Origin of the sequence: Shigella flexneri 2a str. 301, from assembly GCF_000006925.2 — a bacterium.
Taxonomy (GTDB): Bacteria; Pseudomonadota; Gammaproteobacteria; order Enterobacterales; family Enterobacteriaceae; genus ECMA0423.
This window is the reverse complement of the sequence record NC_004337.2, coordinates 1,664,903-1,691,711: the sequence shown is the minus strand read 5'-3', so window position 1 is coordinate 1,691,711 and position 26,809 is coordinate 1,664,903. Positions and strand designations below refer to the sequence as shown.

Annotated in this window: 24 protein-coding genes, 2 pseudogenes and 2 other annotated features; of the genes and pseudogenes, 9 read left to right on the top strand and 17 right to left on the bottom strand. The window is 50.2% G+C overall.

Annotated elements, in window-relative coordinates; all coding sequences use genetic code 11:
- Positions 1-11 precede the first annotated feature (11 nt).
- From gst to SF1649a, 12 genes are all read right to left on the bottom strand, one after another.
- Positions 12-617: a glutathionine S-transferase gene (gene gst / locus SF1660; RefSeq protein NP_707535.1), complete on the bottom strand. Its 606-nt coding sequence runs from the start codon at positions 615-617 to the stop codon at positions 12-14.
- A gap of 105 nt (positions 618-722) precedes the next feature.
- Positions 723-2,225 (bottom strand): tripeptide transporter permease, encoded by a 1,503-nt coding sequence (gene tppB / locus SF1659; protein NP_707534.1) that lies wholly within the window; start codon positions 2,223-2,225, stop codon positions 723-725.
- Positions 2,226-2,835: 610 nt separating this feature from the next.
- Positions 2,836-3,471: an endonuclease III gene (gene nth, locus SF1658; RefSeq protein ID NP_707533.1), complete on the bottom strand. Its 636-nt coding sequence runs from the start codon at positions 3,469-3,471 to the stop codon at positions 2,836-2,838.
- A complete protein-coding gene (gene ydgQ / locus SF1657) occupies positions 3,471-4,166 on the bottom strand; it encodes an electron transport complex protein RsxE (RefSeq protein NP_707532.1) in 696 nt (231 codons plus the stop codon). The genes nth and ydgQ overlap by 1 nt, the downstream gene beginning before the upstream one ends.
- Before the next feature lie 3 nt (positions 4,167-4,169).
- Entirely contained in the window at positions 4,170-4,790 is a 621-nt protein-coding gene (locus tag SF1656) for an electron transport complex protein RnfG (RefSeq protein NP_707531.1), read from the bottom strand.
- A 3-nt stretch (positions 4,791-4,793) separates the two neighbouring features.
- Positions 4,794-5,852, bottom strand: coding sequence for an electron transport complex protein RnfD (gene rnfD, locus SF1655; protein ID NP_707530.1), 1,059 nt, complete (start codon positions 5,850-5,852; stop codon positions 4,794-4,796).
- Complete coding sequence (locus SF1654) at positions 5,853-8,075, bottom strand: electron transport complex protein RnfC (RefSeq protein NP_707529.1); 2,223 nt, start codon at positions 8,073-8,075, stop codon at positions 5,853-5,855.
- A complete protein-coding gene (locus SF1653) occupies positions 8,068-8,646 on the bottom strand; it encodes an electron transport complex protein RnfB (protein NP_707528.1) in 579 nt (192 codons plus the stop codon). The genes SF1654 and SF1653 overlap by 8 nt, the downstream gene beginning before the upstream one ends.
- Positions 8,646-9,227: an electron transport complex protein RsxA gene (locus SF1652; protein ID NP_707527.1), complete on the bottom strand. Its 582-nt coding sequence runs from the start codon at positions 9,225-9,227 to the stop codon at positions 8,646-8,648. The genes SF1653 and SF1652 overlap by 1 nt, the downstream gene beginning before the upstream one ends.
- A gap of 76 nt (positions 9,228-9,303) precedes the next feature.
- Entirely contained in the window at positions 9,304-9,744 is a 441-nt protein-coding gene (locus SF1651; RefSeq protein NP_707526.2) for a hypothetical protein, read from the bottom strand.
- Between the two features lie 85 nt (positions 9,745-9,829).
- Complete coding sequence (locus tag SF1650; RefSeq protein NP_707525.1) at positions 9,830-10,045, bottom strand: oriC-binding nucleoid-associated protein; 216 nt, start codon at positions 10,043-10,045, stop codon at positions 9,830-9,832.
- A 272-nt stretch (positions 10,046-10,317) separates the two neighbouring features.
- A complete protein-coding gene (locus SF1649a; RefSeq protein ID YP_008439252.1) occupies positions 10,318-10,518 on the bottom strand; it encodes a beta-lactam resistance family protein in 201 nt (66 codons plus the stop codon).
- A gap of 128 nt (positions 10,519-10,646) precedes the next feature.
- Between SF1649a and SF1649 the strand changes: the two genes are divergently transcribed.
- Complete coding sequence (locus tag SF1649; RefSeq protein NP_707524.3) at positions 10,647-11,726, top strand: hypothetical protein; 1,080 nt, start codon at positions 10,647-10,649, stop codon at positions 11,724-11,726.
- A gap of 35 nt (positions 11,727-11,761) precedes the next feature.
- Here the strand turns inward: SF1649 and add are convergent, their stop codons facing one another.
- From add to malX, 3 genes are all read right to left on the bottom strand, one after another.
- Entirely contained in the window at positions 11,762-12,763 is a 1,002-nt protein-coding gene (add, locus tag SF1648) for an adenosine deaminase (RefSeq protein ID NP_707523.1), read from the bottom strand.
- 103 nt (positions 12,764-12,866) lie between these two features.
- Positions 12,867-14,039 carry a cystathionine beta-lyase gene (malY, locus tag SF1647; RefSeq protein ID NP_707522.1) on the bottom strand — a complete coding sequence of 391 codons (1,173 nt, stop codon included), beginning with the start codon at positions 14,037-14,039 and terminating at the stop codon, positions 12,867-12,869.
- Between the two features lie 9 nt (positions 14,040-14,048).
- The gene (gene malX / locus SF1645) at positions 14,049-15,641 is read right to left on the bottom strand and encodes a bifunctional PTS system maltose and glucose-specific transporter subunits IICB (protein ID NP_707521.2); all 1,593 of its coding nucleotides are present in this window, start codon (positions 15,639-15,641) and stop codon (positions 14,049-14,051) included.
- Positions 15,642-15,815: 174 nt separating this feature from the next.
- Between malX and malI the strand changes: the two genes are divergently transcribed.
- From malI to SF1638, 8 genes and pseudogenes are all read left to right on the top strand, one after another.
- The gene (gene malI / locus SF1646) at positions 15,816-16,844 is read left to right on the top strand and encodes a DNA-binding transcriptional repressor MalI (protein ID NP_707520.1); all 1,029 of its coding nucleotides are present in this window, start codon (positions 15,816-15,818) and stop codon (positions 16,842-16,844) included.
- A 111-nt stretch (positions 16,845-16,955) separates the two neighbouring features.
- Entirely contained in the window at positions 16,956-17,576 is a 621-nt protein-coding gene (locus SF1644; RefSeq protein ID NP_707519.1) for a 2-deoxy-D-gluconate 3-dehydrogenase, read from the top strand.
- Positions 17,572-18,339 (top strand) — a mobile genetic element. Its footprint overlaps the gene before it by 5 nt.
- Positions 17,627-17,902, top strand: coding sequence for an insertion element IS1 protein InsA (gene insA / locus SF1643; protein NP_707518.1), 276 nt, complete (start codon positions 17,627-17,629; stop codon positions 17,900-17,902). (Overlaps the previous feature by 276 nt.)
- Positions 17,929-18,324 (top strand): insertion element IS1 protein InsB, encoded by a 396-nt coding sequence (insB, locus tag SF1642; RefSeq protein ID NP_707517.1) that lies wholly within the window; start codon positions 17,929-17,931, stop codon positions 18,322-18,324. It lies within the feature at positions 17,572-18,339.
- Positions 18,340-18,728: 389 nt before the next feature.
- Complete coding sequence (gene uidR, locus SF1641; protein ID NP_707516.1) at positions 18,729-19,319, top strand: uid operon repressor; 591 nt, start codon at positions 18,729-18,731, stop codon at positions 19,317-19,319.
- A gap of 387 nt (positions 19,320-19,706) precedes the next feature.
- Positions 19,707-21,410, top strand: a complete 1,704-nt coding sequence (uidA, locus tag SF1640) for a beta-D-glucuronidase (RefSeq protein NP_707515.1) — start codon at positions 19,707-19,709, stop codon at positions 21,408-21,410.
- Positions 21,407-22,441 (top strand) — a sequence feature (Similar to Escherichia coli K12 glucuronide permease gi: 1787902 (458 aa). BLAST with identity of 98% in 344 aa. This CDS has been truncated. The sequence has been checked and is believed to be correct.). Its footprint overlaps the gene before it by 4 nt.
- Positions 21,407-22,441: pseudogene (gene uidB, locus SF1639) on the top strand. It overlaps the preceding feature by 1,035 nt. The gene uidA and the pseudogene uidB overlap by 4 nt, the downstream one beginning before the upstream one ends.
- A gap of 38 nt (positions 22,442-22,479) precedes the next feature.
- A pseudogene (locus SF1638) lies at positions 22,480-23,746 on the top strand.
- A gap of 225 nt (positions 23,747-23,971) precedes the next feature.
- On the opposite strand, the gene ydgA reads toward SF1638, so the two are convergent.
- A complete protein-coding gene (gene ydgA, locus SF1637) occupies positions 23,972-25,480 on the bottom strand; it encodes a hypothetical protein (RefSeq protein NP_707513.1) in 1,509 nt (502 codons plus the stop codon).
- 100 nt (positions 25,481-25,580) lie between these two features.
- Positions 25,581-26,756 (bottom strand): mannose-6-phosphate isomerase, encoded by a 1,176-nt coding sequence (manA, locus tag SF1636; RefSeq protein ID NP_707512.2) that lies wholly within the window; start codon positions 26,754-26,756, stop codon positions 25,581-25,583.
- Positions 26,757-26,809: the final 53 nt, after the last annotated feature.

Genomic DNA, 26,809 nt, shown 5'->3' with positions numbered 1-26,809 from the left:
GCCGATGGCTATTACTTTAAGCCTTCCGCTGACAGCGCGTCTTGTACTTCCGGACGTTCAGCCATACGTTGCATAAATGCCGCAATGTGCTCTAACCCTTCCAGATTCAGTTTCACCGCGTATGCCCAGCGCAGAACCGTAAACAGATAGGCATCAGCAATTGTAAATCTTTGCCCGCAGATCCAGTGCTCATCCTTCAGTGCCTCGTTCACATATTGCAGCTTCTTATCCAGCTGCGCGCGAACTGTCGGTTTGTACTCTTCCGGTGTATCTGGGCGAAACAGAGGTGTGAAACCTTTATGCAGCTCGGTGGCGATGTAATTCAGCCATTCGATGGTTTTATAGCGGGAAATACTGTTTACCGGTGCCAGCAACTGGCGGTCGGGGACGCTGTCGGCAAGATACTGCATAATCGCAACGCCTTCCGTCAGCAAAGTACCATCGTCCAGCAGCAATGCAGGCACCTGCCCCTTATGGTTAACGGAAAAGTAATCGTCACCGTTTTCGAGACGTTTTTTCATTAAATCCACACTGACGAGCGTAAAATCCTTTCCGCTCTCACGCAGGGTGATATGGGAAGCGAGAGAGCAGGCGCCCGGTTTGTAGAACAATTTCATCGGTAACTCCTTTTGTCTGTGGTTTAAAGTATGGTAGTGCGTTGCTGAACAAAAAAAAAGCCGCTAACGAAAAGTTAGCGGCTTGTAAAAGAGTTTCCCTGAATTTTACGCTACAGTAGCTTTCGCCGCTTTGTCTGCAGCGTCATCCTGCGTCATGCGGTGCAGTTTAGGCGCGGTCAGCAGCATCAGTACTGCAATAACGGCAGTAGCGACACCAATCTGCAAGAATACGCGACCATAGACTTCCAGTGACATCAGCGGGTCGGTAACGTTATCCGGCACAGCCATCATACCCGCAACATAACCACCAATCAGGTTTGCACCGGCAGTGGTCAGGAACCAGCTACCCATAATGAAGCCCATCAGACGCTGCGGAACGAGTTGTGCAACCATTGCCAGACCCAGACCAGAGATCATCAGTTCCCCGATGCTCTGCAGGCCATAGCTTGCGACCAGCCAGCTGACAGACACGATACCTGCGTCAGACGCGAATTTCGCACCCAGCGGCAGAATCAGGAACGCACCAGAACACATCACCATGCCGATTGCAAACTTGGTTGGCATCGGCAGGGTATCACCCATCTTGTTATAGATAGCGGCCAGAATCGGACTACCGATGATGATCCAGAACGGGTTCAGTGCCTGATACTGCTCAGGTTCTACGGCCAGACCCAGAATGGAGTGCTCAACGTTACGAATCGCAAAGAAGTTCAGTGACGTTGGCATCTGGCTGTACAGCACGAAGAAGATGATTGCTTCGAGCATCAGGATGAAGGCAACGATCATTTTACGACGCGCAGCACCTTTCATCGCGAAAGCTTCTTTACCGAAGATAACCACAATACCGAAGGCAACAACGCCCAGCGCCATACGCGCAACTTCCTGATTGTGCAGTAGCCAGGTGGCAACAGCGATCAGCGCCACAACACCAATAATGGTCAGCAACAGGTTACGGTAGTTGACTGGTTCAAAGTCTGGTTTTGAACCGTACTGTTTAACCCAGCGTTGGCAGAAGGCGAAGTTAACGATAGTGATCAGCAGGCCTACAACGCTCAACGCAAACGCAACACTCCAGCCGTATTTCGCGGCCAGCCACGGGGTGGCTATCATAGAGAAGAAAGAGCCGATGTTGACGGACATGTAGTACATGGTGAATGCACCGTCCAGACGTGGGTCGTTTTTCTCATAGCATGTAGAAAGCAGAGAAGACGGGTTAGCTTTAAACAGGCCGTTACCGACCGCAATAGCCGCCATACCCATATAAACAATACCGGCGTCGTGACCAGACCAGGCAACCAGAGCATAACCAATCGCCAGCACAATAGCGCCGAGCATAATTACGCGTTTAGTACCCAGTACCTTGTCACCTAACCAGCCGCCGATAGCGACCAGACCATAAACCAGGGCACTAAAGGAAGAGAAAAGGGTGATTGAATCCGCTTCAGACATACCCAGTTGTTTAACCAGGTAAACAGCCATAATTCCTTGTAGGCCGTAATAACCAAAACGTTCCCATAACTCAATCGAGAAGATGAGATAGAACGCCTTCGGTTGTTTGAAAGCGTTCAAACTGACGCTTTCAGTTGGTTTTTGGTTTGCAGTGGACACTTTTACCTCTTTTTTTACATCCCATATTAACGGGGGTGCTTTCTCGCGTTATGTCTAAAAAACATACGCGCAATTGTTATAGTGGGAGGGGAAACGGCAGGTAATGTTCACTATCTTGCACTTTCAGACAAGTCCTTTGTAATAATCTGTTACATATAACTGAGGCGGGGAATTCAACCATTCCGGGAAATGTTATCCAGCGTTAAATTTTTCAAAAAACGTAACGGCAGATTTTTTCACTGCATTGAGAGGGGGATGATGGCTTGGCGGCGATATGTTCTGCTATTTAGCGTTTTTCCTAGTGAGATAGTCCAGTTTCTGAAAAATAGCCAGTGTAATGTTTTGCAGGTCAATATTTGTTGCGTGTGTAAATTTAAATCATTTTAACCTGATTCTTGCAATGTTTTTACATTGCCACAGCATCGTGATCTTGATCACGAATGAATAGAAAATTTCGCTATTAAAAAAACAATTAACCTGCATTTTTGGTTATCCGCAAACGGATTACCTGATGATAACGCTAAGCAATGGCATCATTGACGTTAAAAAGATGTTTTAAAAGAGGATAAAGAAAGGTTATCAATGGGGTAATCGGTGTTACCCCTTTTCTTCAGATGTCAACTTTCTCTTTGTATTCACAAAGATCTTCAATAATACAAGAGCCACAGCGGGGCTTGCGGGCAATGCAGGTATAACGCCCGTGCAGGATCAACCAATGGTGGCAGTCGACTTTAAACTCTGCCGGAACCACTTTCAGTAGCTTTTCTTCTACCTGTTCGACGTTTTTCCCCGGCGCAAATTGAGTACGATTACAAACGCGGAAAATGTGCGTGTCGACAGCAATAGTCGGCCAGCCGAATGCAGTGTTTAATACGACGTTGGCTGTTTTACGACCTACGCCGGGCAGGGCTTCAAGCGCAGCACGATCTTCCGGAACCTCGCCATTATGTTGTTCCAGTAATATACGGCAGGTTTTGATGATATTTTCTGCTTTGCTGTTATAAAGGCCAATCGTTTTGATATAGGTTTTCACCCCTTCAACGCCTAGTTCAAGCATCGCTGCAGGCGTATTCGCCACCGGGTAGAGTTTCGCCGTCGCCTTATTAACACTGATATCGGTCGCCTGAGCGGAAAGCAGTACGGCAATCAGCAATTCAAAAGGCGAACTGAAATTAAGCTCGGTGGTGGGATGAGGATTGTTCTCACGCAGGCGAGTGAGGATCTCCAGACGTTTTGCTTTGTTCATCAGACATTCCCTGTTTCACCGTTTGGCAATGCACGTTCGGCAGCTGCTTCAGCACGGCGCTTTTTCATTCTTTCATCAATCAGGTATTTTCCTGCCAGCATCAGTCCCAAGCCAATAAATGCACCTGGTGGCAGCATCGCCAGCAGGAAAGGGGAGTCGGTGTGGAAAATCTCCACGCGTAATACTTTTGCCCAGCTACCTAACAGCGCATCTGCACCGTCAAACAACGTGCCATTGCCGATAATTTCGCGTAGTGAACCCAGCACGAACATGGCGCAGGTTGCGCCCGTACCAATTGAAAAGCCGTCCAGTGCCGAAAGCGCCGGACCTTTTTTGGCGGCGAAGGCTTCAGCGCGGCCCACAACGATACAGTTAGTGACAATCAGCGGAATAAAAATCCCTAATGATTGATACAGGCCAAAGGCGTAGGCGTTGATCAGCATCTGTACAGCGCTGACCACCGAGGCGATGATCATCACGTAAATGGGAATGCGGATCTCGGCTGGCGTCCAGTGACGCAGCGTCGAAATGGTCAGGTTGGTCAGCGTCAGTACCAGCGTAGTCGCAAGTCCTAAACCCAGAGCGTTAGTGGCAGTGGATGTGACCGCCAATAGCGGACAAAGGCCGAGCAGTTGGACCAGTGCAGAGTTGTTTTTCCACAACCCCTGAACAATAACGTCTTTAATTTCGCTCACGCTTTATTCTCCACAGGCAGGAAGTTGAGAAAGTTGTGCCGGTAACGTCTGAGCGTACAATCCGGCGCGTTTTACCGCATTAACCACCGCGCGGGGAGTAATCGTCGCGCCGGTGAACTGGTCGAAATCACCACCATCTTTCTTCACCGCCCAGTGCGCATCATCCGCACCACTGATTTTTTTTCCCGCAAAATGGGTGAGCCAGTCAGAAAGGCGCAATTCGATTTTATCGCCAAGCCCTGGCGTTTCGTGGTGCTCTGTCACGCGCGTGCCAAGTACCGTGCCATTAAAATCGGCTCCCACCAGCAGCTGAATCGCACCGGAATAGCCATCTGGCGCGGTTGCTTCCAGAACGGCGGCTACCGGTTTGTCATCCTGTTTGGCGATGTAAACCCGATGCTCACCTTTACCTAACTCTGGCGCAGTTACCAGATAGCAACTCTGTGCGAGCGCATTGTTATAGCGTTCGGCTGGCAGCACCTGATCAAATAACGTCTTTTGTTGCAGACTGGCCTGTTCAGCAATTGTCGTTTTGGTCATCTGGTTGATGGCCGCAGTTAACCCTGTAGAACCCGCTGCAAATAGTGCCAGTGTAATGCCGTGTTTTCGGATAGTTTTCAGCATGGTTTACCCTTTGCGATGGCCGTAGACGCGCGGACGCGTGTAGTAATCGATCAGAGGAACCGTGATGTTCGCCAGCAGGACGGCAAAAGCCACGCCGTCAGGATAGCCGCCGAAACTGCGGATCAACCAGACTAATAAGCCCGCCAGCGCGCCGAACATCAGCCGACCACGATTGGTCGTAGAAGCAGTAACTGGGTCAGTCAAAATAAAGAATGCGCCGAGCATAGTCGCACCAGACAGCAGATGAATTTGCGGTGCTGCCAGTGTTTCTGGTGAGAACAACCAGCCCAACGTTGCGCATAACGCCAGCGTTACTAAGAAGCTGAGGGGAATATGCCAGCGAATCGCTTTCTGCCATAGCAACCACACGCCACCAGCCAGCCAGGCGAGATTTACCCATTGCCAACCAGCGCCCGCCAGAATACCGCTGTAGATCGGATATTGCATAATCTGTTCAACCGAATGACCTGCGCGGACAGAGGTTTTGAATGTATCCAGCGGTGTCGCCTGACTAATGCCATCAATACCTAAGCGTAGCGTATTCATATCACCACCACTGGCGGTATGACCGCTGAAAATAACCTGTATGGCGTCGATAAAACCAGGGATGTTGACCGCAATTTCATGTGGCGGTAACCAGCTGGTCATCTGCACCGGGAAGGAGATCAGTAAGACCACATAACCAATCATTGCCGGATTAAACGGGTTTTGCCCCAGACCGCCATACAACTGTTTAGCGATGATCACCGCAAACACCGTACCCAGTACGACCATCCACCATGGCGCTAGGGGGGGAATACTTACCGCCAGCAATAAGCCTGTCAGCAATGCTGAGTTATCTTTCAACGTTGCGGCTACCGACTGCTTGCGTAGTTTGAGTACGAGAGCTTCGGCTAACAGAGCACTGACCGACGCCAACAGGATCTGAACGAGAGTACCCCAACCAAAAAACCGCAGTTGCGCTGCGATTCCTGGCACGGCTGCGAGCAACACCAACAGCATAATGCGCGATGTCTGGCGCTGGTTATGGGTATAAGGGGAGCTAGCTATTCTGAATACCATTTAGTCCTCGTTTACAACCTTTTGCTGGGCGGCTTTTTTGGCCTGAACGCGGGCAATAGCCGCGGCAACTGCGGCTTTGCGCGGATCGACCTGTTCTTCTGGTTCCGCATTAGCCTGTTGCTGTTCCAGCTTGCGTGCTTTGGCGCGGGCAATAGCGGCTTCGACGGCAGCTTTGCGCGGATCAACCTGTTCTTCTGGCTCCGCATTGGCCTGTTGCTGTTCCAGCTTGCGTGCTTTGGCGCGGGCAATAGCGGCTTCGACGGCAGCTTTGCGCGGATCAACCTGTTCTTCTGGCTCCGCATTGGCCTGTTGCTGTTCCAGCTTGCGTGCTTTGGCGCGGGCAATAGCGGCTTCGACGGCGGCTTTGCGCGGATCGACCTGTTCTTCTGGTTCCGCATTAGCCTGTTGCTGTTCCAGCTTGCGCGCTTTGGCACGGGCAATAGCGGCTTCGACGGCGGCTTTGCGCGGATCGACCTGTTCTTCTGGTTCCGCATTAGCCTGTTGCTGTTCCAGCTTGCGCGCTTTGGAGCGGGCGATAGCTGCTTCAACGGCAGTTTTACGTGGTTCAGCAACGGTTGCTGCGTCGTTAGTTTGCTCCAGTTCTGCCTGTTTCGCTCTGGCTTGCGCTTTACGGGCTTCCCGTTCTGCAATAATTGCACTGTTATCCGGGCGTTCGCCCGCTTTAATCACAATAGGCTGTGTAGCCTGGGCCTGTTTCTCTTTCACCCGCGCCAGAGCGGCAGCAATCGCATCTTTATCTTTGGCTGCAGGTTGAACGGCTGCGCTCTTATGTCGTTCAAGGCGAGTCGCTTTTTCGCGCTCCAGACGAGCCTGGCGCGCTTCGAAACGCGCTTTGGCTTCTGCGGCGCGCTTTTCTTCCTGACGAATAGCCGCAATTTCAGCTTTTTCCTGACGGAAATATTGCACCAAGGGAATATTGCTCGGGCAAACCCACGCGCAAGCCCCACATTCAATGCAGTCGGCAATGTTATGCGTGGTAGCTTTATCGTGTTGCTGACCTTTGCTGAACCAGTACAACTGTTGCGGCAAAAGATCCACAGGGCAGGCGTCAGCACAGGCGCTACACCGGATGCAGCTTTGTTCTTCCTGTGGTTCGCCAAGTTCATTGGCAGAGGGAGCCAACAGACAGTTGGTAATCTTTACGACCGGGACATCCAGCCATGGCAAGGTAAAGCCCATTAGCGGGCCACCCATAATCACCATTTGATCGGCAGAGGGGCAGAATCCGGCATCATTCAATAAATGACGCACTGGCGTCCCCAGCCGTGCCCAGACGTTGCCCGGGCGAGCGATTGCTTCGCCAGTCAGGGTTACAACACGCTCGGTAATCGGCTCGCCATCAATAACGGCACGTTTCACTGCATAAGCAGTGCCGACGTTTTGCATTAATACGCCGATATCGGATGAACGCCCGCCATGTGGAACCTGCTTCCCGGTCAGAATGTAGGTTAATTGTTTAGCACCGCCAGAAGGATATTTGGTTGGAATCACCCGCAGAGAAATATCGTTAGAGTCCGCCAGCACCGCGCGCAGCATGGAAATCGCCTGCGGTTTGTTATCTTCAATGCCGATAAGAATTTCGCGTGGCTGCAGAATATGCGCAAGAATGCGAATACCCTCTACGACCTGAGCCGCGCAATCCTGCATCAAACGGTCATCGGCGGTAATGTACGGCTCGCACTCAGCAGCGTTGATAATCAACGTTTCAATCTTATCTCCACCACCCTGCAATTTAACGCCTGTCGGGAATCCGGCACCGCCCAGCCCGGCAACACCAAACTGATGTATGCGCTCGATTAACTCTTCGCGACTGCGAGAGCGATAATCGACCCAGCCGTCGCGCGGGATCCAGCAGTCTTCACCATCGGCATCAATAATCACGCTTAATTCAGCTAAAGCTGAAGGATGAGCCGTAGAGTGGGGCGCAATAGCCGTAACGGTACCCGAGGTGGGCGCGTGAACAGGCAGCATTTTGCCGCGACCACGGGTAAGCGGCTGGCCGCGCAATACTTTATCGCCGACGCTAACGCACAACTCACCTTCAGCGCCAATATGCTGTTTCAGTGGAATAACAAAATGCTGCGCCAGTAGTACCTGGCGCAGGGGGGTACCGTTGGTCTGGGTTTTCATCTCCGGTGGATGGATGCCGCCGTTGAAATCCCAGATTTTATTTTTTCTGAATGCAGAGAATAACTTAAGCATGGTGTTCCACGGGAATGATACGCACGGGAATGGTGTTCAGATCCCATTTCCAGGAGTCAGGTGTTTCTGCGACCGGTTGCAACGAGATGCAGTGCGTCGGGCACGGATCAACACATAAATTGCAGCCCGTACAGAGATCACTCATTACCGTATGCATGACACGGGTAGCGCCAACGATGGCGTCTACCGGACAAGCCTGAATACATTTAGTGCAGCCAATACAGTTATTTTCATCAATAACCGCCACCATCCGCGCAGGCGTTAGCTCTTGCGCTTCGCCATCCAGCGGCTGCGGCTCGACATTAAGCAACTCGGCAATTTTTAGCATCACAGCTTCGCCACCTGGGGCGCAACGGTTGATTTTTTCACCGTTACAGCTGATGGCTTCCGCGTAGGGGCGACAGCCGGGATAACCGCACTGACCACACTGGCTCTGCGGTAAGATTTCGTCAATTTTCTCAACGACCGGATCGTCTTCCACCGCAAAACGGCGGGAGGCATAACCCAGAATGGCGCCAAACGCCAGGCCCAGCAGGCTCACGGCGGCAACGGCAATCCAGATAGCATTCATTACAACTTCACCAAACCACTAAAGCCCATAAAGGCCAGAGACATAAGACCTGCGGTAATTAACGCAATGGCATTACCGCGAAAAGGTGCCGGGACATCAGCCACAGCAAGGCGTTCGCGGATGGCGGCGAAGAGCACCATCACCAGCGAGAAACCGACAGCGGCGGAAAAACCGTACAGCGCCGACTGCAAGAAATTGTGCCCGAGATTGATATTCAGCAACGCCACGCCGAGCACTGCACAGTTGGTGGTGATAAGCGGCAAAAAAATCCCCAGCAGACGGTAAAGCACCGGGCTGGTTTTGCGCACCACCATCTCGGTGAACTGCACGACCACAGCAATCACCAGAATAAATGCCAGGGTGCGCAGGTAAATCAGATTAAGTGGGATCAAAATCCACGTATCGATAAGCCAGGCGCAAATAGACGTCAGCGTCATCACAAACGTTGTTGCCAGCCCCATGCCCATCGCGGTTTCCAGTTTTTTGGAAACCCCCATAAACGGACAGAGACCGAGAAACTTGACCAGTACAAAGTTATTGACCAGTACAGTTCCGACAAACAGTAACAGGTAGTCAGTCATTTTTCGGCCTGAAATAAAAAAGCCGCCTATTATCCGTTAATCCAGAGCAGGCGACAACAGGTTAACTGTAAGGTTATTACGGATTCACAAACGTCGCTTTTACCCGCGACGAGCGTTTGAAATAGGGGACGATCAATGCGGTTGCCAACAAAGTAAACAGCAACTGGCGAACGGCTATGCCAACTTCCACGGGTGAAAAAGCGAATGCTTTTACTGCCAGCAATACGGAAATAAGCAGCCAGATAATATAGTGTTTAGGAACACAACGCCGACGTTTAAAGAAAGCGATGGTCAACCACAGTGTGTAATACCACATGGCGATAGCGGTAATAAAAGAAACGCCCCATAAGATTTGTGTCGTCAGTGCTTGTCCGCCGAGCGTTTGAAATGTTTGCGGAGAAGATAACGCAGCGGTATACAGCAACAACGCCAGCGTCGTACTCAACAGAGCGACTAAAAGCCAGGCCAACGGGCCAAGCAACCAGCCTCCAATACGTTGTGGCGTTGTGGTGGTCATAGGTTCTCCAGAATAGCGACGCAAACAGGCAAATCTAATTTTAGGGGCGTTATTATAAGGCTTTTATAACCGATCGCTACTTTCTTTATTGGACATAGTGCCAGACGGACTTCGGTACCTGGCCGAGGTCAAACAAACGCCCGCCAGAAACCAGCTCTGCGCGACGGTGATCGGCAGCACGATACATATTGATCAGTTCCTGATCGTCCGTCAGGGTGTAATTAAGATGGTCGTAGAGTTTTTCCAGACTTTCGAGTGAACTGATTTTGCGAAATTTTAATAAGTAGTCCTGAACAGTCATAAAAGGTCCATAAAATAATTAATACCAAAGGGGTAGGTATTATTAGTGATGATAAAATTTCACCAAAAGTGAACGCTTGTGTTATTACAATAATAAGAATGCGCTGATGGCAAATATTCAGGGATGAAAAACTGCTCTGAAAAGAGTAACGCGCTTTACTATCCCTGACAATCACCAACAACATCGAACAAGATAATAAATTCCTGGTTTAATATCCGACAAGTGAAAACATGCACCCGGACGGGCAGCATGTCGCTCCACAAGTGCAGAGCTTACTTGTGTTGTACCGAAGCACTCTGTTCAGGTGGCTGATAGTTGTCAATGTGACTCGCCACGCCAAGAAGAATGACTGAAACGACAAGAACGATCCAACCTGTTAATTCAATAAGACGATTCATTACAGCCCACATCTCTCTTGATTGATCCATTAACTTCAGGGGGTAAATGTTACTTAGCAATAATAGCTCCAGCAAGATTTTTACTGAGGTTTTTGCGATATTTAGCTTTTGTCGTTGGAAAATTCGCTATTTTTTTGACTTAAGTTAAACAACATCCCTTATTGCTGGCAGGTTATTAAACTGTTGAGCGTGGGTAAAGGATAGTGTCAAATAGCCATCATACTTCAATGAGAGGCAATGACATGAGCGACAACATCCGTGTTGGGTTGATTGGGTATGGTTATGCGAGCAAAACCTTCCATGCGCCCCTGATTGCGGGCACGCCCGGGCTGGAACTGGCGGTAATCTCCAGCAGTGATGAAACAAAAGTAAAAGCCGACTGGCCAACGGTTACGGTTGTCTCTGAGCCGAAGCATCTGTTTAACGATCCCAACATAGACCTGATTGTCATTCCTACACCCAACGATACCCATTTCCCGTTAGCCAAAGCGGCGCTTGAGGCGGGTAAACATGTGGTCGTTGATAAACCCTTTACCGTGACACTGTCACAAGCGCGAGAGCTGGATGCGCTGGCAAAAAGCCTGGGGCGTGTGCTGTCTGTATTCCATAACCGCCGTTGGGATAGCGATTTCTTGACGCTAAAAGGTTTGCTCGCGGAAGGCGTGCTGGGTGAAGTTGCTTACTTTGAGTCTCATTTTGACCGCTTCCGTCCGCAGGTGCGCGATCGTTGGCGTGAACAGGGCGGCCCAGGCAGCGGTATCTGGTACGATTTAGCACCGCATCTTCTTGATCAGGCCATTACGCTATTTGGTTTACCGGTCAGCATGACGGTAGATTTGGCACAGTTACGGCCCGGAGCGCAGTCGACCGATTATTTCCACGCCATCTTGTCCTATCCACAGCGGCGAGTCATTTTACACGGTACCATGCTGGCAGCCGCTGAGTCAGCACGGTATATCGTGCATGGATCCCGAGGCAGTTATGTGAAATATGGCCTCGATCCACAGGAAGAACGTCTGAAAAATGGCGAGCGTCTGCCGCAGGAAGACTGGGGCTACGATATGCGTGATGGCGTACTTACCCGCGTGGAAGGTGAGGAACGTGTCGAAGAAACGCTGTTGACGGTGCCTGGGAATTATCCGGCTTACTATGCGGCGATTCGTGATGCGTTAAATGGCGATGGTGAAAATCCGGTTCCGGCAAGCCAGGCAATCCAGGTAATGGAGTTGATTGAGCTGGGCATCGAATCCGCCAAACATCGCGCGACGTTGTGCCTTGCGTGAAAAATGGATGGTGCAATTTGCACCATCCATTTTTGTTACTTCGCGGCGACTTTTTCTCGCAGTGCGCGTTTTTCCTCTGCGCTGAGGAAAGCCATTTCCAGACCATTAATCTGTGCCTGGCGGATTTGCTCACGGGATAACCCAGCAGCTGGCGCGGCAACGGTATATTCGTGAATGATATCCACTCCCTGTACGCCGGGATCGTCAGTGTTAATGCTGGCACGAATGCCATGCTCAAGGAACGTTTTCAGCGGATGTGCAGCCAGCTCTGCTACGGTGCTGGTCTGAATATTGGAGGTCAGACAGGATTCAATACCAATTTGTTGCTCGGCGAGAAAATCCATCAGCGCCCGATCTTCAATGGCTTTTACGCCATGTCCAATACGCTCCGCACCCAGTTCACGAATCGCCTGCCAGATGCTTTCCGGCCCGGCAGCTTCGCCTGCATGGACGGTAATATGCCAGCCCGCATCACGCGCGCGGTTGAAGTGAGAAAGGAACAGACTTCCCGGGAATCCAAGTTCATCACCAGCTAAATCAAGTGCGGTAATCTGGTCACGGTGGGCTAAAAAGGCCTCCAGCTCTTGCTGACAGGCGGCTTCGCCGAAGGTTCGGCTCATAATGCCGATAAGCTTCGCCTGCACACCAAAGGTGCGGCAACCTTCACGTACGCCATCGATCACCGCTTCGACAACACCCGCTACAGGCAGCTTATGTGCCATTGCCATGTAGCCTGGTGAAAAACGCAGCTCGACATAGCGCAGGCCGTTACGGGCTGCATCTTCAATGTTTTCAAATGCCACGCGGCGGCAGGCATCAAGAGAGGCGAGAACTTTAACGCCCCAGTCAAGTTTGGTCAGAAAGCTCACCAGATCGGGTTCGTTGGCAATGACCTGAACGTGGGGAATCAGTGTTTCAAGGGATTGTGCAGGAAGCGAGATATTATACTGGCGGCCAAGTTCAAGAATGGTCTGGGGACGAATGTTGCCATCAAGGTGGCGATGGATATCAGTTAATGGCAGGGTGGTATCAATCATGGTCGCACTCTTTTTCTGGATATAAAAGTGCGCACCATTATAAAAACAAAGCAGGGTAAAAATCCACGATTGCGCAACGATTTTTTACGTTGCGCAATTGGGGTTAGCGAACAGCGCGGATGGCGTTTATTAATCCAGCCACACCTTTTTCCAGTTTCGAACGTGGGCAGCCGGCATTGAGACGGACAAAACCACGACCTTCTTCACCATAGGTATACCCCGGCATGATCGCGACTTTTTCTTGCTCGATAAGCGCTTTTTGCAACGCGTTGTCGTCAATATTCAACGGACGTAGATCAAGCCAGGCCAGATAAGTGGATTGCGGGATCTGCCAGTTGAGTTCAGGAAACGCGGCGTTCATTTTATCTGAGATATACGTCAGGTTATCTTTCAGATAGACGCGTAAGGCATCCAGCCACGGTGCACCTTGCTGATAGGCGGCGATATGGGCAGTTAACGCCAGTACCGAAGGGGAAGAAAGCCCATCACGTCCTTTCAGTGCCGATAAATAGGCATCACGGCTGCTGCTATTTTCTATAATCCCGTAAGCACCGGTCAGCGCGGGAATATTGAAACTTTTCGATCCCGATGTCAGCAACGCCCAGTCTCCCCGCGCCACATTACTCCAGGGAATATGCGGCTGCTCGCCCCAGACCATATCCATATGGATTTCATCGGAAATAACCCGCACATCATGACGCTCGCACAGGTCAGCCATGATCTCCAGCTCATCGCACGTCCACACTTTCCCGGTAGGATTCTGTGGGTTACACAGGAGCATAATTTTACATTCTGGTTTCGCCAAAACGGCTTCCAGCTTGCCCATATCGCAAAACCAGCCGTCAGCCTGCTTCTCTAAAGCAACGGGCATTACTGTGCGCTGGTTACCTTCAATGGCCTTGTAAAATGCGTCATAGGCGGGCGTGTGGATCACCACGCCTTCACCTGTTTCAGACCACTGACGAATCAGTTCTGAAACCATATAGATGACAGAAGGGCCATACACCACCGTCTGCGTATCAATTGCGGTGTAATGCTGGGTGGAAAACCAGTGGGCAATAGCCGCGAGAAACTCATCGTTTTTCCAGCGGCTGTAGCCAAATACGCCGTGCATCAGGCGCTGATTCAGCGCCTCGATAATGCAGGGGGCAGTGGCAAAATCCATGTCTGAAATCGTGAACGGTAACAGGTCAGCAGTGCCGAAACGGTCAGCGACATAATCCCACTGTGTACACCATGTGCCATGACGATCCACGACCTTTGAAAAATCGAACATATCTTATCCTTATGCCTGGACAGTATGCATCAGACCGGCCATTTCATCTTTTACTGACTGAACTTGTGGCCCGATAACAACCTGCAGGTTATGTTGATTAAGTTGTACTACGCCAATTGCCCGATTGTCCTTCAGTGCCTGCACATTAACAAGCGACATATCTTCCACAGACAAACGCAGACGGGTAATGCAGTTATCGAGGCTGACAATATTGTCGGCACCGCCTAATGCTTCGAGGATTGCAGGAACGTTGTAACCTGATTTACCCGGCGCACCGGCAACGGCTTTTTCGATTGAGCTGGCAACTTCGCTATCGCGCCCCGGGGTTTTCAGATTGAAGCGGGTGATAGCGAAACGGAAGATGACGTAGTAAACGACAAACCAGATTGCCGCCACCACTGGCACCATGTACCACTTGGTTGACAGACCATGCAAAATACCGAACACCACGAAGTCGATGATATTGCCGTCGGTATTACCGATGGTGACGCCGAGCACAGACATGACGGTGAAGCCGAGGCCGGTTAACAGCGCGTGGATGACATACAGAACTGGCGCTACGAACAGGAACAGGAATTCCAGCGGTTCGGTAGTGCCGCCAACGACGCAGGCGATCAGGCCAGAAATCAGCAGACCTTTAATTTTATGGCGATTTTCCGGGCGCGCGCAGTGATACATAGCTAACGCTGCACCTGGTAGACCGCCGAGAAACGCAGGCATTTTACCTTGCGAAAGGAAACGCGTGACGCTTTCAGAAAAACCGTGAGTGGTCGGGCAACTCAATTGCGCCTGGAAGATGGTCAGTGCGCCGCTGACGGTTTGACCGCAGACCTCCTGCGTGCCGCCTGCGTCGGTAAAGCGAATTAATGCCACCAGAATGTGATGCAGACCAAACGGCAACAGCAGACGTTCACCGGTACCAAACAGCATCGGTCCGAAATCACCCGCGCTGTTTATCATATGGCCCAAGCCGCTAATACCCATGGCGAAAATCGGCCAGACTAATAGAATCACCAGGCCGACAAGGCCCATCACCAGCGAGGAGATAATTGGTACGAAGCGCGTACCGCCGAAGAATGCCAGCGCATCCGGCAGGCGGATATTATGGAAACGCTCATGCAGCATCCAGACGATAATACCGGCGATCACCGCACCGAGGATCCCGGTATCGATCGACTGGATCCCAAGAATGCTCTGGATGTTATTGGCTTTCAGAACGGCGGCATCTGTGGTTGGCAGAATGCCTTTATTGGTCAACCAGAAGTTTACCGCGAGGTTCATTACCGCATAACCGACGAAGCCAGCGAATGCCGCTACGCCTTTATTTTCGCGTGCCAGGCCCAGCGGGATGGCGATACAGAACATGACAGGCAGGAAACTAAAAGCAAACGAGCCAATCTTACTCATCCAGGTAAAGATAGCCTGCAACACGGGGTTGCCCAGGACCGGGATCAGGGTTATGACATCATGGCTGCTAAGAGAACTACCAATGCCGAGCATAATGCCGCAGAACGACAATAATGCCACGGGTAACATGAAGGTTTTGCCTAACTGCTGGAAGAACTCCCACAGCGTGACTTTCGGTGCTGTTTTCGCCGTCATAAAACGACTCCTCGTAGAGAACAATCTGGATTCAGTAAATTGCGCGAGAAGATAAAACGTTTTATCAAATTTTAGTGAGTCATAAATCACATTACGCAACGATAATAGCGGGTATAAGATAAATAAAAGGTAAAACGTTTTATCTGTCACATAATCAGGGAGTAGGTCATCTGCATGGCTACCGCCAAAAAAATAACCATTCATGATGTTGCGCTGGCTGCGGGCGTGTCGGTAAGTACCGTTTCGCTGGTGCTTAATGGCAAAGGGCGAATCTCTACCGCCACAGGAGAACGCGTTAACGCCGCCATTGAAGAGCTGGGATTTGTGCGCAATCGCCAGGCGTCGGCGCTGCGCGGCGGGCAAAGCGGCGTCATTGGTTTGATCGTCCGTGATTTATCTGCGCCGTTTTACGCCGAATTGACGGCCGGATTGACGGAAGCTCTGGAAGCACAGGGACGGATGGTTTTTTTGCTTCACGGCGGTAAAGACGGCGAGCAGCTGGCACAGCGGTTTTCACTGTTACTGAATCAGGGTGTCGATGGTGTGGTAATTGCCGGGGCTGCAGGAAGCAGCGATGACCTGCGGCGGATGGCAGAAGAAAAAGCTATCCCGGTGATTTTCGCTTCCCGTGCCAGTTATCTTGATGATGTTGATACGGTTCGCCCGGACAACATGCAGGCTGCACAGTTGTTGACGGAGCATCTCATTCGCAATGGGCATCAGCGGATCGCCTGGCTGGGAGGGCAAAGTTCCTCATTAACCCGTGCAGAACGGGTGGGGGGCTATTGTGCAACTCTACTAAAATTTGGCCTGCCGTTTCACAGCGATTGGGTGTTGGAGTGCACTTCCAGCCAGAAGCAAGCCGCGGAAGCTATCACGGCGCTTTTACGTCATAACCCGACCATCAGTGCCGTGGTTTGCTATAACGAAACTATTGCGATGGGGGCATGGTTTGGTTTGCTGAAAGCAGGGCGGCAAAGCGGGGAAAGCGGAGTCGATCGTTACTTTGAGCAACAGGTTTCGCTGGCGGCATTTACCGATGCGACACCAACCACACTTGATGATATACCTGTTACCTGGGCCAGCACGCCAGCGCGGGAACTTGGTATCACACTTGCGGATCGCATGATGCAAAAAATCACCCATGAAGAGACGCATTCACGCAATCTTATTATTCCCGCCCGGCTCATTGCGGCGAAATAATCCTCTCTTTATCTGCTATACTTGGTAGTGTCCTTTCCTCAAGGTTAATGATAAAAAATGTGGCACACAGGCGGTGCCTTTTATTTTTACTGAAGTTCACAGGAGGTTTATGTGTTTAATTCTGACAACCTGAGACTCGACGGAAAATGCGCCATCATCACAGGTGCGGGTGCAGGTATTGGTAAAGAAATCGCCATTACATTCGCGACAGCTGGCGCATCTGTGGTGGTCAGTGATATTAACGCCGACGCAGCTAACCATGTTGTAGACGAAATTCAACAACTGGATGGTCAGGCATTTGCCTGGCGTTGTGATATTACTTCCGAACAGGAACTCTCTGCACTGGCAGACTTTGCCGTCAGTAATCTGGGTAAAGTTGATATCCTGGTTAACAACGCCGGTGGCGGTGGTCCTAAACCGTTTGATATGCCAATGGCAGATTTTCGCCGTGCTTATGAACTGAATGTGTTTTCTTTTTTCCATCTGTCACAACTTGTTGCGCCAGAAATGGAAAAAAATGGAGGTGGCGTTATTCTGACCATCACTTCTATGGCGGCAGAAAATAAAAATATAAACATGACTTCCTATGCATCATCTAAAGCTGCGGCCAGTCATCTGGTCAGAAATATGGCATTTGACCTGGGTGAAAAAAATATTCGGGTGAATAGCATTGCGCCGGGGGCAATATTAACCGATGCCCTGAAATCCGTTATTACACCAGAAATTGGGTAATGCTGCCAACTTACTGATTTAGTGTATGATGGTGATTTTAAGGTGCTTGCGTGGCTTCCATTTCCATCAGATGTCCTTCCTGCTCCGCTACTGAAGGCGTGGTGCGTAACGGCAAAAGCACTGCCGGACATCAGCGCTATCTCTGCTCTCATTGCCGTAAAACATGGCAACTACAGTTCACTTACACCGCCTCTCAGCCCGGTACGCACCAGAAAATCATTGATATGGCCATGAATGGCGTCGGATGTCGCGCCAGTGCACGCATTATGGGCGTTGGCCTCAACACGGTTTTACGTCACTTAAAAAACTCAGGCCGCAGTCGGTAACCTCGCGCATACAACCGGGCAGTGATGTGATTGTCTGCGCTGAAATGGACGAACATTGGGGCTACGTCGGTGCTAAATCACGTCAGCGCTGGCTGTTTTACGCGTATGACAGGATACGGAGGACGGTTGTGGCGCACGTCTTCGGTGAACGCACTCTGGCCACACTGGAGCGTCTTCTGAGCCTGCTGTCGGCCTTTGAGGTCGTGGTATGGATGACGGATGGCTGTCCGCTGTATGAATCACGCCTGAAGGGAAAGCTGCACGTTATCAGCAAGCGTTACACTCAGCGCATTGAGCGACATAATCTGAATCTGAGACAACATCTGGCAAGGCTGGTACGGAAGTCACTGTCGTTCTCAAAATCGGTGGAGCTGCATGACAAGGTCATCGGGCATTATCTGAACATAAAACACTATCAGTAAGTTGGAGTCATTACCCAGAAATTGAACAAAAAATGTTACAGCACACGCCGATCAGACGTCTGGGCCAACCGCAAGATATTGCTAACGCGGCGCTGTTCCTTTGCTCGCCTGCAGCCAGCTGGGTAAGCGGACAAATTCTCACCGTCTCCGGTGGTGGGGTACAGGAGCTCAATTAATACACTAACGAACCGGTAAACGGTCGTATGTGTTGTTTACCGGGATAGCGTGTGCAATTCATCAACGTCTCTGCTAAACAACTGGCAGCCAAATCACGGCTATTGGTTAACCAATTGCTGGGTGAAAAGTATACGAATAGAGTGTACCTTCGCACTATTCAACAGCAATGATAGGCGCTCACCTGACAACGCGGTAAACTAGTTATTCACGCTAACTATAATGGTTTAATGATGGATAACATGCAGACTGAAGCACAACCGACACGGACCCGGATCCTCAATGCTGCCAGAGAGATTTTTTCAGAAAATGGATTTCACAGTGCCTCGATGAAAGCCATCTGTAAATCTTGCGCCATTAGTCCTGGGACGCTCTATCACCATTTCATCTCCAAAGAAGCCTTGATTCAGGCGATTATCTTACAGGACCAGGAGAGGGCGCTGGCTCGTTTCCGGGAACCGATTGAAGGGATTCATTTTGTTGACTATATGGTCGAGTCTATTGTCTCTCTCACCCATGAAGCCTTTGGGCAACGGGCGCTGGTGGTCGAAATTATGGCGGAAGGGATGCGTAACCCACAGGTCGCCGCCATGCTTAAAAATAAGCATATGACGATCACTGAATTTGTTGCCCAGCGGATGCGTGATGCCCAGCAAAAAGGCGAGATAAGCCCAGACATCAACACGGCAATGACTTCACGTTTACTGCTGGATCTGACCTACGGTGTACTGGCCGATATCGAAGCGGAAGACCTGGCGCGTGAAGCGTCGTTTGCTCAGGGATTACGCGCGATGATTGGCGGTATATTAACCGCATCCTGATCCTCTCATTTCGCGGGCTGGTGATAACTGTGCCCGCGTTTCATATCGTAATTTCTCTGTGCAAAAATTATCCTCCCCGTGTTCGGAGAATTCCCCCCCAAAATATTCACCGTAGCCATATGTCATGAGAGTTTATCGTTCCCAATACTCTCGAACGAACGTTCGATTGCTTATTTTATGGCTTCTGTCAACGCTGTTTTAAAGATTAATGCGATCCATATCACGCTGTGGGTATTGCAGTTTTTGGTTTTTTGATCGCAGTGTCAGTTCTTTTTATTTCCATTTCTCTTCCATGGGTTTCTCACAGATAACTGTGTGCAACACAGAATTGGTTAACTAATCAGATTAAAGGTTGACCAGTATTTTTATCTTAATGAGGAGTCCCTTATGTTACGTCCTGTAGAAACCCCAACCCGTGAAATCAAAAAACTCGACGGCCTGTGGGCATTCAGTCTGGATCGCGAAAACTGTGGAATTGATCAGCGTTGGTGCGAAAGCGCGTTACAAGAAAGCCGGGCAATTGCAGTGCCAGGCAGTTTTAACGATCAGTTCGCCGATGCAGATATTCGTAATTATGTGGGCAACGTCTGGTATCAGCGCGAAGTCTTTATACCGAAAGGTTGGGCAGGCCAGCGTATCGTGCTGCGTTTCGATGCGGTCACTCATTACGGCAAAGTGTGGGTCAATAATCAGGAAGTGATGGAGCATCAGGGCGGCTATACGCCATTTGAAGCCGATGTCACGCCGTATGTTATTGCCGGGAAAAGTGTACGTATCACCGTTTGTGTGAACAACGAACTGAACTGGCAGACTATCCCGCCGGGAATGGTGATTACCGACGAAAACGGCAAGAAAAAGCAGTCTTACTTCCATGATTTCTTTAACTATGCCGGGATCCATCGCAGCGTAATGCTCTACACCACGCCGAACACCTGGGTGGACGATATCACCGTGGTGACGCATGTCGCGCAAGACTGTAACCACGCGTCTGTTGACTGGCAGGTGGTGGCCAATGGTGATATCAGCGTTGAACTGCGTGATGCGGATCAACAGGTGGTTGCAACTGGACAAGGCACCAGCGGGACTTTGCAAGTGGTGAATCCGCACCTCTGGCAACCGGGTGAAGGTTATCTCTATGAACTGTGCGTCACAGCCAAAAGCCAGACAGAGTGTGATATCTACCCGCTGCGCGTCGGCATCCGGTCAGTGGCAGTGAAGGGCGAACAGTTCCTGATTAACCACAAACCGTTCTACTTTACTGGCTTTGGTCGTCATGAAGATGCGGATTTGCGAGGCAAAGGATTCGATAACGTGCTGATGGTGCACGATCACGCATTAATGGACTGGATTGGGGCCAACTCCTACCGTACCTCGCATTACCCTTACGCTGAAGAGATGCTCGACTGGGCAGATGAACATGGCATCGTGGTGATTGATGAAACTGCAGCTGTCGGCTTTAACCTCTCTTTAGGCATTGGTTTCGAAGCGGGCAACAAGCCGAAAGAACTGTACAGCGAAGAGGCTGGCAACGGGGAAACTCAGCAGGCGCACTTACAGGCGATTAAAGAGCTGATAGCGCGTGACAAAAACCACCCAAGCGTGGTGATGTGGAGTATTGCCAACGAACCGGATACCCGTCCGCAAGGTGCACGGGAATATTTCGCGCCACTGGCGGAAGCAACGCGTAAACTCGACCCGACGCGTCCGATCACCTGCGTCAATGTAATGTTCTGCGACGCTCACACCGATACCATCAGCGATCTCTTTGATGTGCTGTGCCTGAACCGTTATTACGGTTGGTATGTCCAAAGCGGCGATTTGGAAACGGCAGAGAAGGTACTGGAAAAAGAACTGCTGGCCTGGCAGGAGAAACTGCATCAGCCGATTATCATCACCGAATACGGCGTGGATACGTTAGCCGGCCTGCACTCAATGTACACCGACATGTGGAGTGAAGAGTATCAGTGTGCATGGCTGGATATGTATCACCGCGTCTTTGATCGCGTCAGCGCCGTCGTCGGTGAACAGGTATGGAATTTCGCCGATTTTGCGACCTCGCAAGGCATATTGCGCGTTGGCGGTAACAATTGACCTACATGGGCCTCGGGCTTTGCTACAGCCTGGTGAATATTCCTTATGGTTCACTTGCTACCGCGATGACCCAACAACCACAATCTCGCGCCCGTCTGGGCGCGGCTCGTGGGATTGCCGCTTCATTGACCTTTGTATGCCTGGCATTTCTGATAGGACCGAGCATTAAGAACTCCAGCCCGGAAGAGATGGTGTCGGTATACCATTTCTGGACGATTGTGCTGGTGATTGCCGGAATGGTGCTTTACTTCATCTGCTTCAAATCGACGCGTGAAAATGTGGTACGTATCGTGGCGCAGCCGTCATTGAAGATCAGTTTGCAAACCCTGAAACGGAATCGCCCGCTGTTTATGTTGTGCATCGGTGCGCTGTGTGTGCTGATTTCGACCTTCGCGGTCAGCGCCTCGTCGTTGTTCTACGTGCGCTATGTGTTAAATGATACCGGGCTGTTCACTGTGCTGGTACTGGTGCAAAACCTGGTTGGTACTGTGGCATCGGCACCGCTTGTGCCGGGGATGGTCGCGAGGATCGGTAAAAAGAATACCTTCCTGATTGGCGCTTTGCTGGGAACCTGCGGTTATCTGCTATTCTTCTGGGTTTCCGTCTGGTCACTGCCGGTGGCGTTGGTTGCGTTGGCCATCGCTTCAATTGGTCAGGGCGTTACTATGACTGTGATGTGGGCACTGGAAGCTGATACCGTAGAATACGGTGAATACCTGACCGGCGTGCGAATTGAAGGGCTCACCTATTCACTATTCTCATTTACCCGTAAATGCGGTCAGGCAATCGGAGGTTCAATTCCTGCCTTTATTTTGGGATTAAGCGGATATATCGCCAATCAGGTGTAAACGCCGGAAGTTATTATGGGCATCCGCACATCAATTGCCTTAGTACCTTGCGGATTTATGCTACTGGCATTCGTTATTATCTGGTTTTATCCGCTCACGGATAAAAAATTCAAAGAAATCGTGGTTGAAATTGATAATCGTAAAAAAGTGCAGCAGCAATTAATCAGCGATATCACTAATTAATATTCAATAAAAATAATCAGAACATCAAAGGTGCAACTATGAGAAAAATAGTGGCCATGGCCGTTATTTGCCTGACGGCTGCCTCTGGCCTTACCTCTGCTTACGCGGCGCAACTGGCTGACGATGAAGCGGGACTACGCATCAGACTGAAAAACGAATTGCGCAGGGCTGATAAGCCCAGTGCTGGCGCGGGAAGAGATATTTACGCATGGGTACAGGGAGGATTGCTCGATTTCAATAGTGGTTATTATTCCAATATTGTTGGCGTTGAAGGCGGAGCGTATTATGTTTATAAATTAGGTGCTCGTGCTGATATGAGTACCCGGTGGTATCTTGATGGTGATAAAAGTTTTGGCTTTGCCCTGGGGGCAGTAAAAATAAAACCCAGTGAAAATAGCCTGCTTAAATTAGGTCGCTTCGGGACGGATTATAGTTATGGTAGCTTACCTTATCGTATTCCGTTAATGGTTGGCAGTTCGCAACGTACATTACCGACAGTTTCTGAAGGAGCATTAGGTTATTGGGCTTTAACGCCAAATATTGATCTGTGGGGAATGTGGCGTTCACGAGTATTTTTATGGACTGATTCAACAACCGGTATTCGTGATGAAGGGGTGTATAACAGCCAGACGGGAAAATACGATAAACATCGCGCACGTTCTTTTTTAGCCGCCAGTTGGTATGATGATACCAGTCGCTATTCTCTGGGGGCATCGGTACAGAAAGATGTTTCCAATCAGATACAAAGTATTCTCGAGAAAAGCATACCGCTCGACCCGAATTATACGTTGAAAGGGGAGTTGCTCGGCTTTTACGCGCAGCTCGAAGGTTTAAGTCGTAATACCAGCCAGCCCAATGAAACGGCGTTGGTTAGTGGACAATTGACCTGGAATGCGCCGTGGGGAAGCGTATTTGGCAGTGGTGGTTATTTGCGCCATGCAATGAATGGTGCCGTGGTGGATACCGACATTGGCTATCCCTTTTCATTAAGTCTTGATCGTAACCGTGAAGGAATGCAGTCCTGGCAATTAGGTGCCAACTACCGTGTAACTCCGCAATTTACGCTGACATTTGCACCGATTGTGACTCGCGGCTATGAATCCAGTAAACGAGATGTGCGGATTGAAGGCGCGGGTATCTTAGGTGGTATGAACCTATCGGGTCAGCGAAGGGCCGTTACAAGGGATGAATTTCTTTCTTGCTGCCGATAAAGGGCGGGAAAAGCGCGATGGCAGTACGCTGGGCGATCGCCTGAATTACTGGGATGTGAAAATGAGTATTCAGTATGACTTTATGCTGAAGTAAGAAATAACGCCGGAGAGAAAAACCTCCGGCGTTTCAGATTGTTGACAAAGTGCGCGTTTTTTATGCCGGATGCGGCGTAAACGCCTTATCCAGCCTACAAAAACTCATAAATTCAAAGTGTTGCAGGAAAAGGTAGGCCTGATAAGCGTAGCGCATCAGGCAATCTCTGGTTTGTTTTCAGATGAAAACGCCGGAGTGAAAATTCTCCGGCGTTTTGGCCGTGAATTACTGCTGCGGAATTGCCGGTACAGCCGGAACGTTAAGAGCTGGCATCGCAAACATGCCAACAAAATCTTCTAACGACATTTTCTGCCCATTTAACGTTATCTGACCGTTAGCATATTGCAGGCTGGTGGTGATGGTATTGTCCTGCAAGGTGGTCAGACGGAACATCTGCCCCATTGCTGATGCACCTTCAACTTGCTGTTTCGCCAGTTTTTTCGCTTGATCTTCCTGATAACCTTCCAGCTTCGCTACCTGAGTCATCAACTCAGTTGCCATATCCACCGGAATGGTCAGTTTCGCATCCAGAGATTTAACCGAACGATCTACTTCCTGCGCCAGCGTTTGCGGCGCTTCTTTAGTCGTTGCCGGATCTTTCAGGAACAGCGACAGATTCAGCGCACTTTCACCCTGACTGTTTTTCCAGCTTAGCGGCGCGATAGTAATCACCGGATCGCCTTTCAACATCAGCGGCAGGGCGCTAAAGAAGGCTTCCGTCACTTTCTCCTGATAAAGTTCGGGATTGTTGGCAATTTCTGGCTGTGCCAGCAGCGCCTGAGTTTGCGCGTTATATTGCTGGCTAAACTGATGCCAGGCTTCACCATCAATCTGGCCGACTTTTAAAGTCAGCTTGCCGCTGCCCAGATCCTGATTCTGTACCTTCAGGCTGTTTAGCGAGTAATCCAGTTGGCTATTGATCGTTTTACCGTCATTGACCAGATCCGATTTACCGCTGATCTCCATGCCTTCCAGCAGTGCCAGTTCTTTGCCTTCCACTGAAATGGTCATTTTTTCCAGTGACAGTTTTTGGTTTCCTACGCGCTCACCAAAACTTCCCAGCGTGCTGGAACCGTCGGTTTTCAGATTATTAAAGGTCAACTGCACTTTCTGGTTGTATTCGTTAACTGCGTCTATCCGACCACTTTGCGCCTCTCCGGAAAGGGAGATGGCTTTGCCGTCTCTGTCAGCATTTAACTGGAACTCGCCGCCGCTAAAGGCGACTTTTTCATCCTTTTGCTCGTAATTCAGTGGATTGAGCGAAATATCGGAACTGGAATCACCGCTGTAACCAATGCGCGAGTTAATCTCAAAAGGCGTTTCACCTTTTGCCATATCAAACAGTGGTTTGCTTACTTCGTTATTAACCAGCGTGGTTTGAATTGATGCCATCGACGGGATCAGGTTCAGTTTTTTAAGCTGGGCAAGCGGGAAGGGACCATGATCAACCGATTCGTTGAAGATGACGCTCTGACCGCTTTTAATCCACGGATTTTCTTTCCCGGCAATGGGTTTCACCAACAGTTGCAACTGGCTGCTGAATACGCCGCGATGATAGTTTTGATAACTCACTTCCAGGTTGGATTCAGGAGCTGTCAGTTTGAGTTGCGCGTTCGCCTGCGCGACCATGTCTTCGAGATGGGTTTCAATCTTCTTGCCTGTATACCATGCGCCGCCTGTCCAGACTACGCCTAGCGCAACAATGACGCCTACCGCTACCAGCGATTTATTCATAATGATTATCCATAAAATGAAATCAGGCGGACTGGCCGCCTGAAGGTGTTATAAGCCTTTAATAAGCTTAGCAAGAGATGTTAATTTTTTCAGTAAGCTCTTACAGCTTGTTGTAAACACGCGCTAAACGGCCGTGGCCTTTGACAGTCACCGGTGATTCGTTGGCGGCAATAAACGCTGATTCACCCGGTTTAAGCTGTAACTGCTGAGAACCTTTCCACAACGTTGCATCGCCTTCGACGCAGAACAAAATGGCGGCACTCTGCTGGCTGATGGTGGTTTCTTTATCACTAAGGTCATGCAGCGAGAAGGCAAAATCATCCACAGGAATCGGGAAGTCCAGTTCTGCACCTTGTTTCACCGGCTGGGTCAACAACTGGTTAGCCGGTTTGGCTTCGAATTTCACATTGGCAACCAGTTCCGGAATATCAATGTATTTAGGCGTCAGACCTGCACGCAGCACGTTATCGGAGTTCGCCATCACTTCCAGCGCCACGCCTTGCAGGTAAGCGTGCGGTGTTTCAGCGAACAGGAACATCGCTTCGCCAGGATTCAATTTCACCACATTCAGTAACAGCGGGGAGAACAGGCCGCTGTCTTCCGGGTAAAATTCAGAAATTAAACGAATCGTTTGCCACGGTTCACCCTGCTGACTGTCGAGCGCCGATTTTAAAATCGCCAGCGCGCGGGATTTTTCTTCACCCTGCATATTCAACAGGTTGGCGAACAGTTCGCTTAAACGTTCGGCATGTGGCTGTTGTAAAAAGTGAGCAATCGCCGGATGTGCACCGGCGACCGGCTGGAGTAGGGAGACAATCTCGGAAAATTCACGAAACGCGTTCATCGCAAGGAAAGGCGTCAGCGCAAAAACCAGCTCCGGCTTGTGGTTAGGATCTTTATAGTTACGCTCGGCGGCATCCATCGGGATACCTGCGGCATTTTCTTTGGCAAAACCGATTTCAGAATTGTGTTTGTTTGGATGAACCTGAATGGAGAGTGGCTGTGCTGCGCATAATACTTTGAACAGGAAAGGCAGTTCGCCAAAGCGTTTGGCAACGGCCTCTCCGAGCAGAGTCGATTTATCACTCTCAATCACATCACGCAGTGAAACGATATCTCCGGCGGCATTCTGCACTCGTGAACTGCTTTTCGGATGTGCGCCCATCCACAGCTCGGCCATCGGCTGGCTGGACGGATTTTCCATACCATAAAGTTCAGTCAACGCCGTTTTGCTACCCCAGGCATAGTTTTGCACTGAGTTAATGAGTTTTTGCATGATCAATCCCTGTTTTAATGTGGAAATTAATCCCGCTATTAAAGCAAGAATCC

Coding starts and splice junctions, on each gene's coding strand:
- gst (NP_707535.1), bottom strand. CDS start 617: ATGAAATTGTTCTACAAACCGGGCGCCTGCTCTCTCGCTTCCCATATC.
- nth (NP_707533.1), bottom strand. CDS start 3,471: ATGAACAAAGCAAAACGTCTGGAGATCCTCACTCGCCTGCGTGAGAAC.
- SF1656 (NP_707531.1), bottom strand. CDS start 4,790: ATGCTGAAAACTATCCGAAAACACGGCATTACACTGGCACTATTTGCA.
- rnfD (NP_707530.1), bottom strand. CDS start 5,852: ATGGTATTCAGAATAGCTAGCTCCCCTTATACCCATAACCAGCGCCAG.
- SF1654 (NP_707529.1), bottom strand. CDS start 8,075: ATGCTTAAGTTATTCTCTGCATTCAGAAAAAATAAAATCTGGGATTTC.
- SF1653 (NP_707528.1), bottom strand. CDS start 8,646: ATGAATGCTATCTGGATTGCCGTTGCCGCCGTGAGCCTGCTGGGCCTG.
- SF1652 (NP_707527.1), bottom strand. CDS start 9,227: ATGACTGACTACCTGTTACTGTTTGTCGGAACTGTACTGGTCAATAAC.
- SF1651 (NP_707526.2), bottom strand. CDS start 9,744: ATGACCACCACAACGCCACAACGTATTGGAGGCTGGTTGCTTGGCCCG.
- SF1650 (NP_707525.1), bottom strand. CDS start 10,045: ATGACTGTTCAGGACTACTTATTAAAATTTCGCAAAATCAGTTCACTC.
- add (NP_707523.1), bottom strand. CDS start 12,763: ATGATTGATACCACCCTGCCATTAACTGATATCCATCGCCACCTTGAT.
- malY (NP_707522.1), bottom strand. CDS start 14,039: ATGTTCGATTTTTCAAAGGTCGTGGATCGTCATGGCACATGGTGTACA.
- malX (NP_707521.2), bottom strand. CDS start 15,641: ATGACGGCGAAAACAGCACCGAAAGTCACGCTGTGGGAGTTCTTCCAG.
- malI (NP_707520.1), top strand. CDS start 15,816: ATGGCTACCGCCAAAAAAATAACCATTCATGATGTTGCGCTGGCTGCG.
- uidR (NP_707516.1), top strand. CDS start 18,729: ATGATGGATAACATGCAGACTGAAGCACAACCGACACGGACCCGGATC.
- uidA (NP_707515.1), top strand. CDS start 19,707: ATGTTACGTCCTGTAGAAACCCCAACCCGTGAAATCAAAAAACTCGAC.
- ydgA (NP_707513.1), bottom strand. CDS start 25,480: ATGAATAAATCGCTGGTAGCGGTAGGCGTCATTGTTGCGCTAGGCGTA.
- manA (NP_707512.2), bottom strand. CDS start 26,756: ATGCAAAAACTCATTAACTCAGTGCAAAACTATGCCTGGGGTAGCAAA.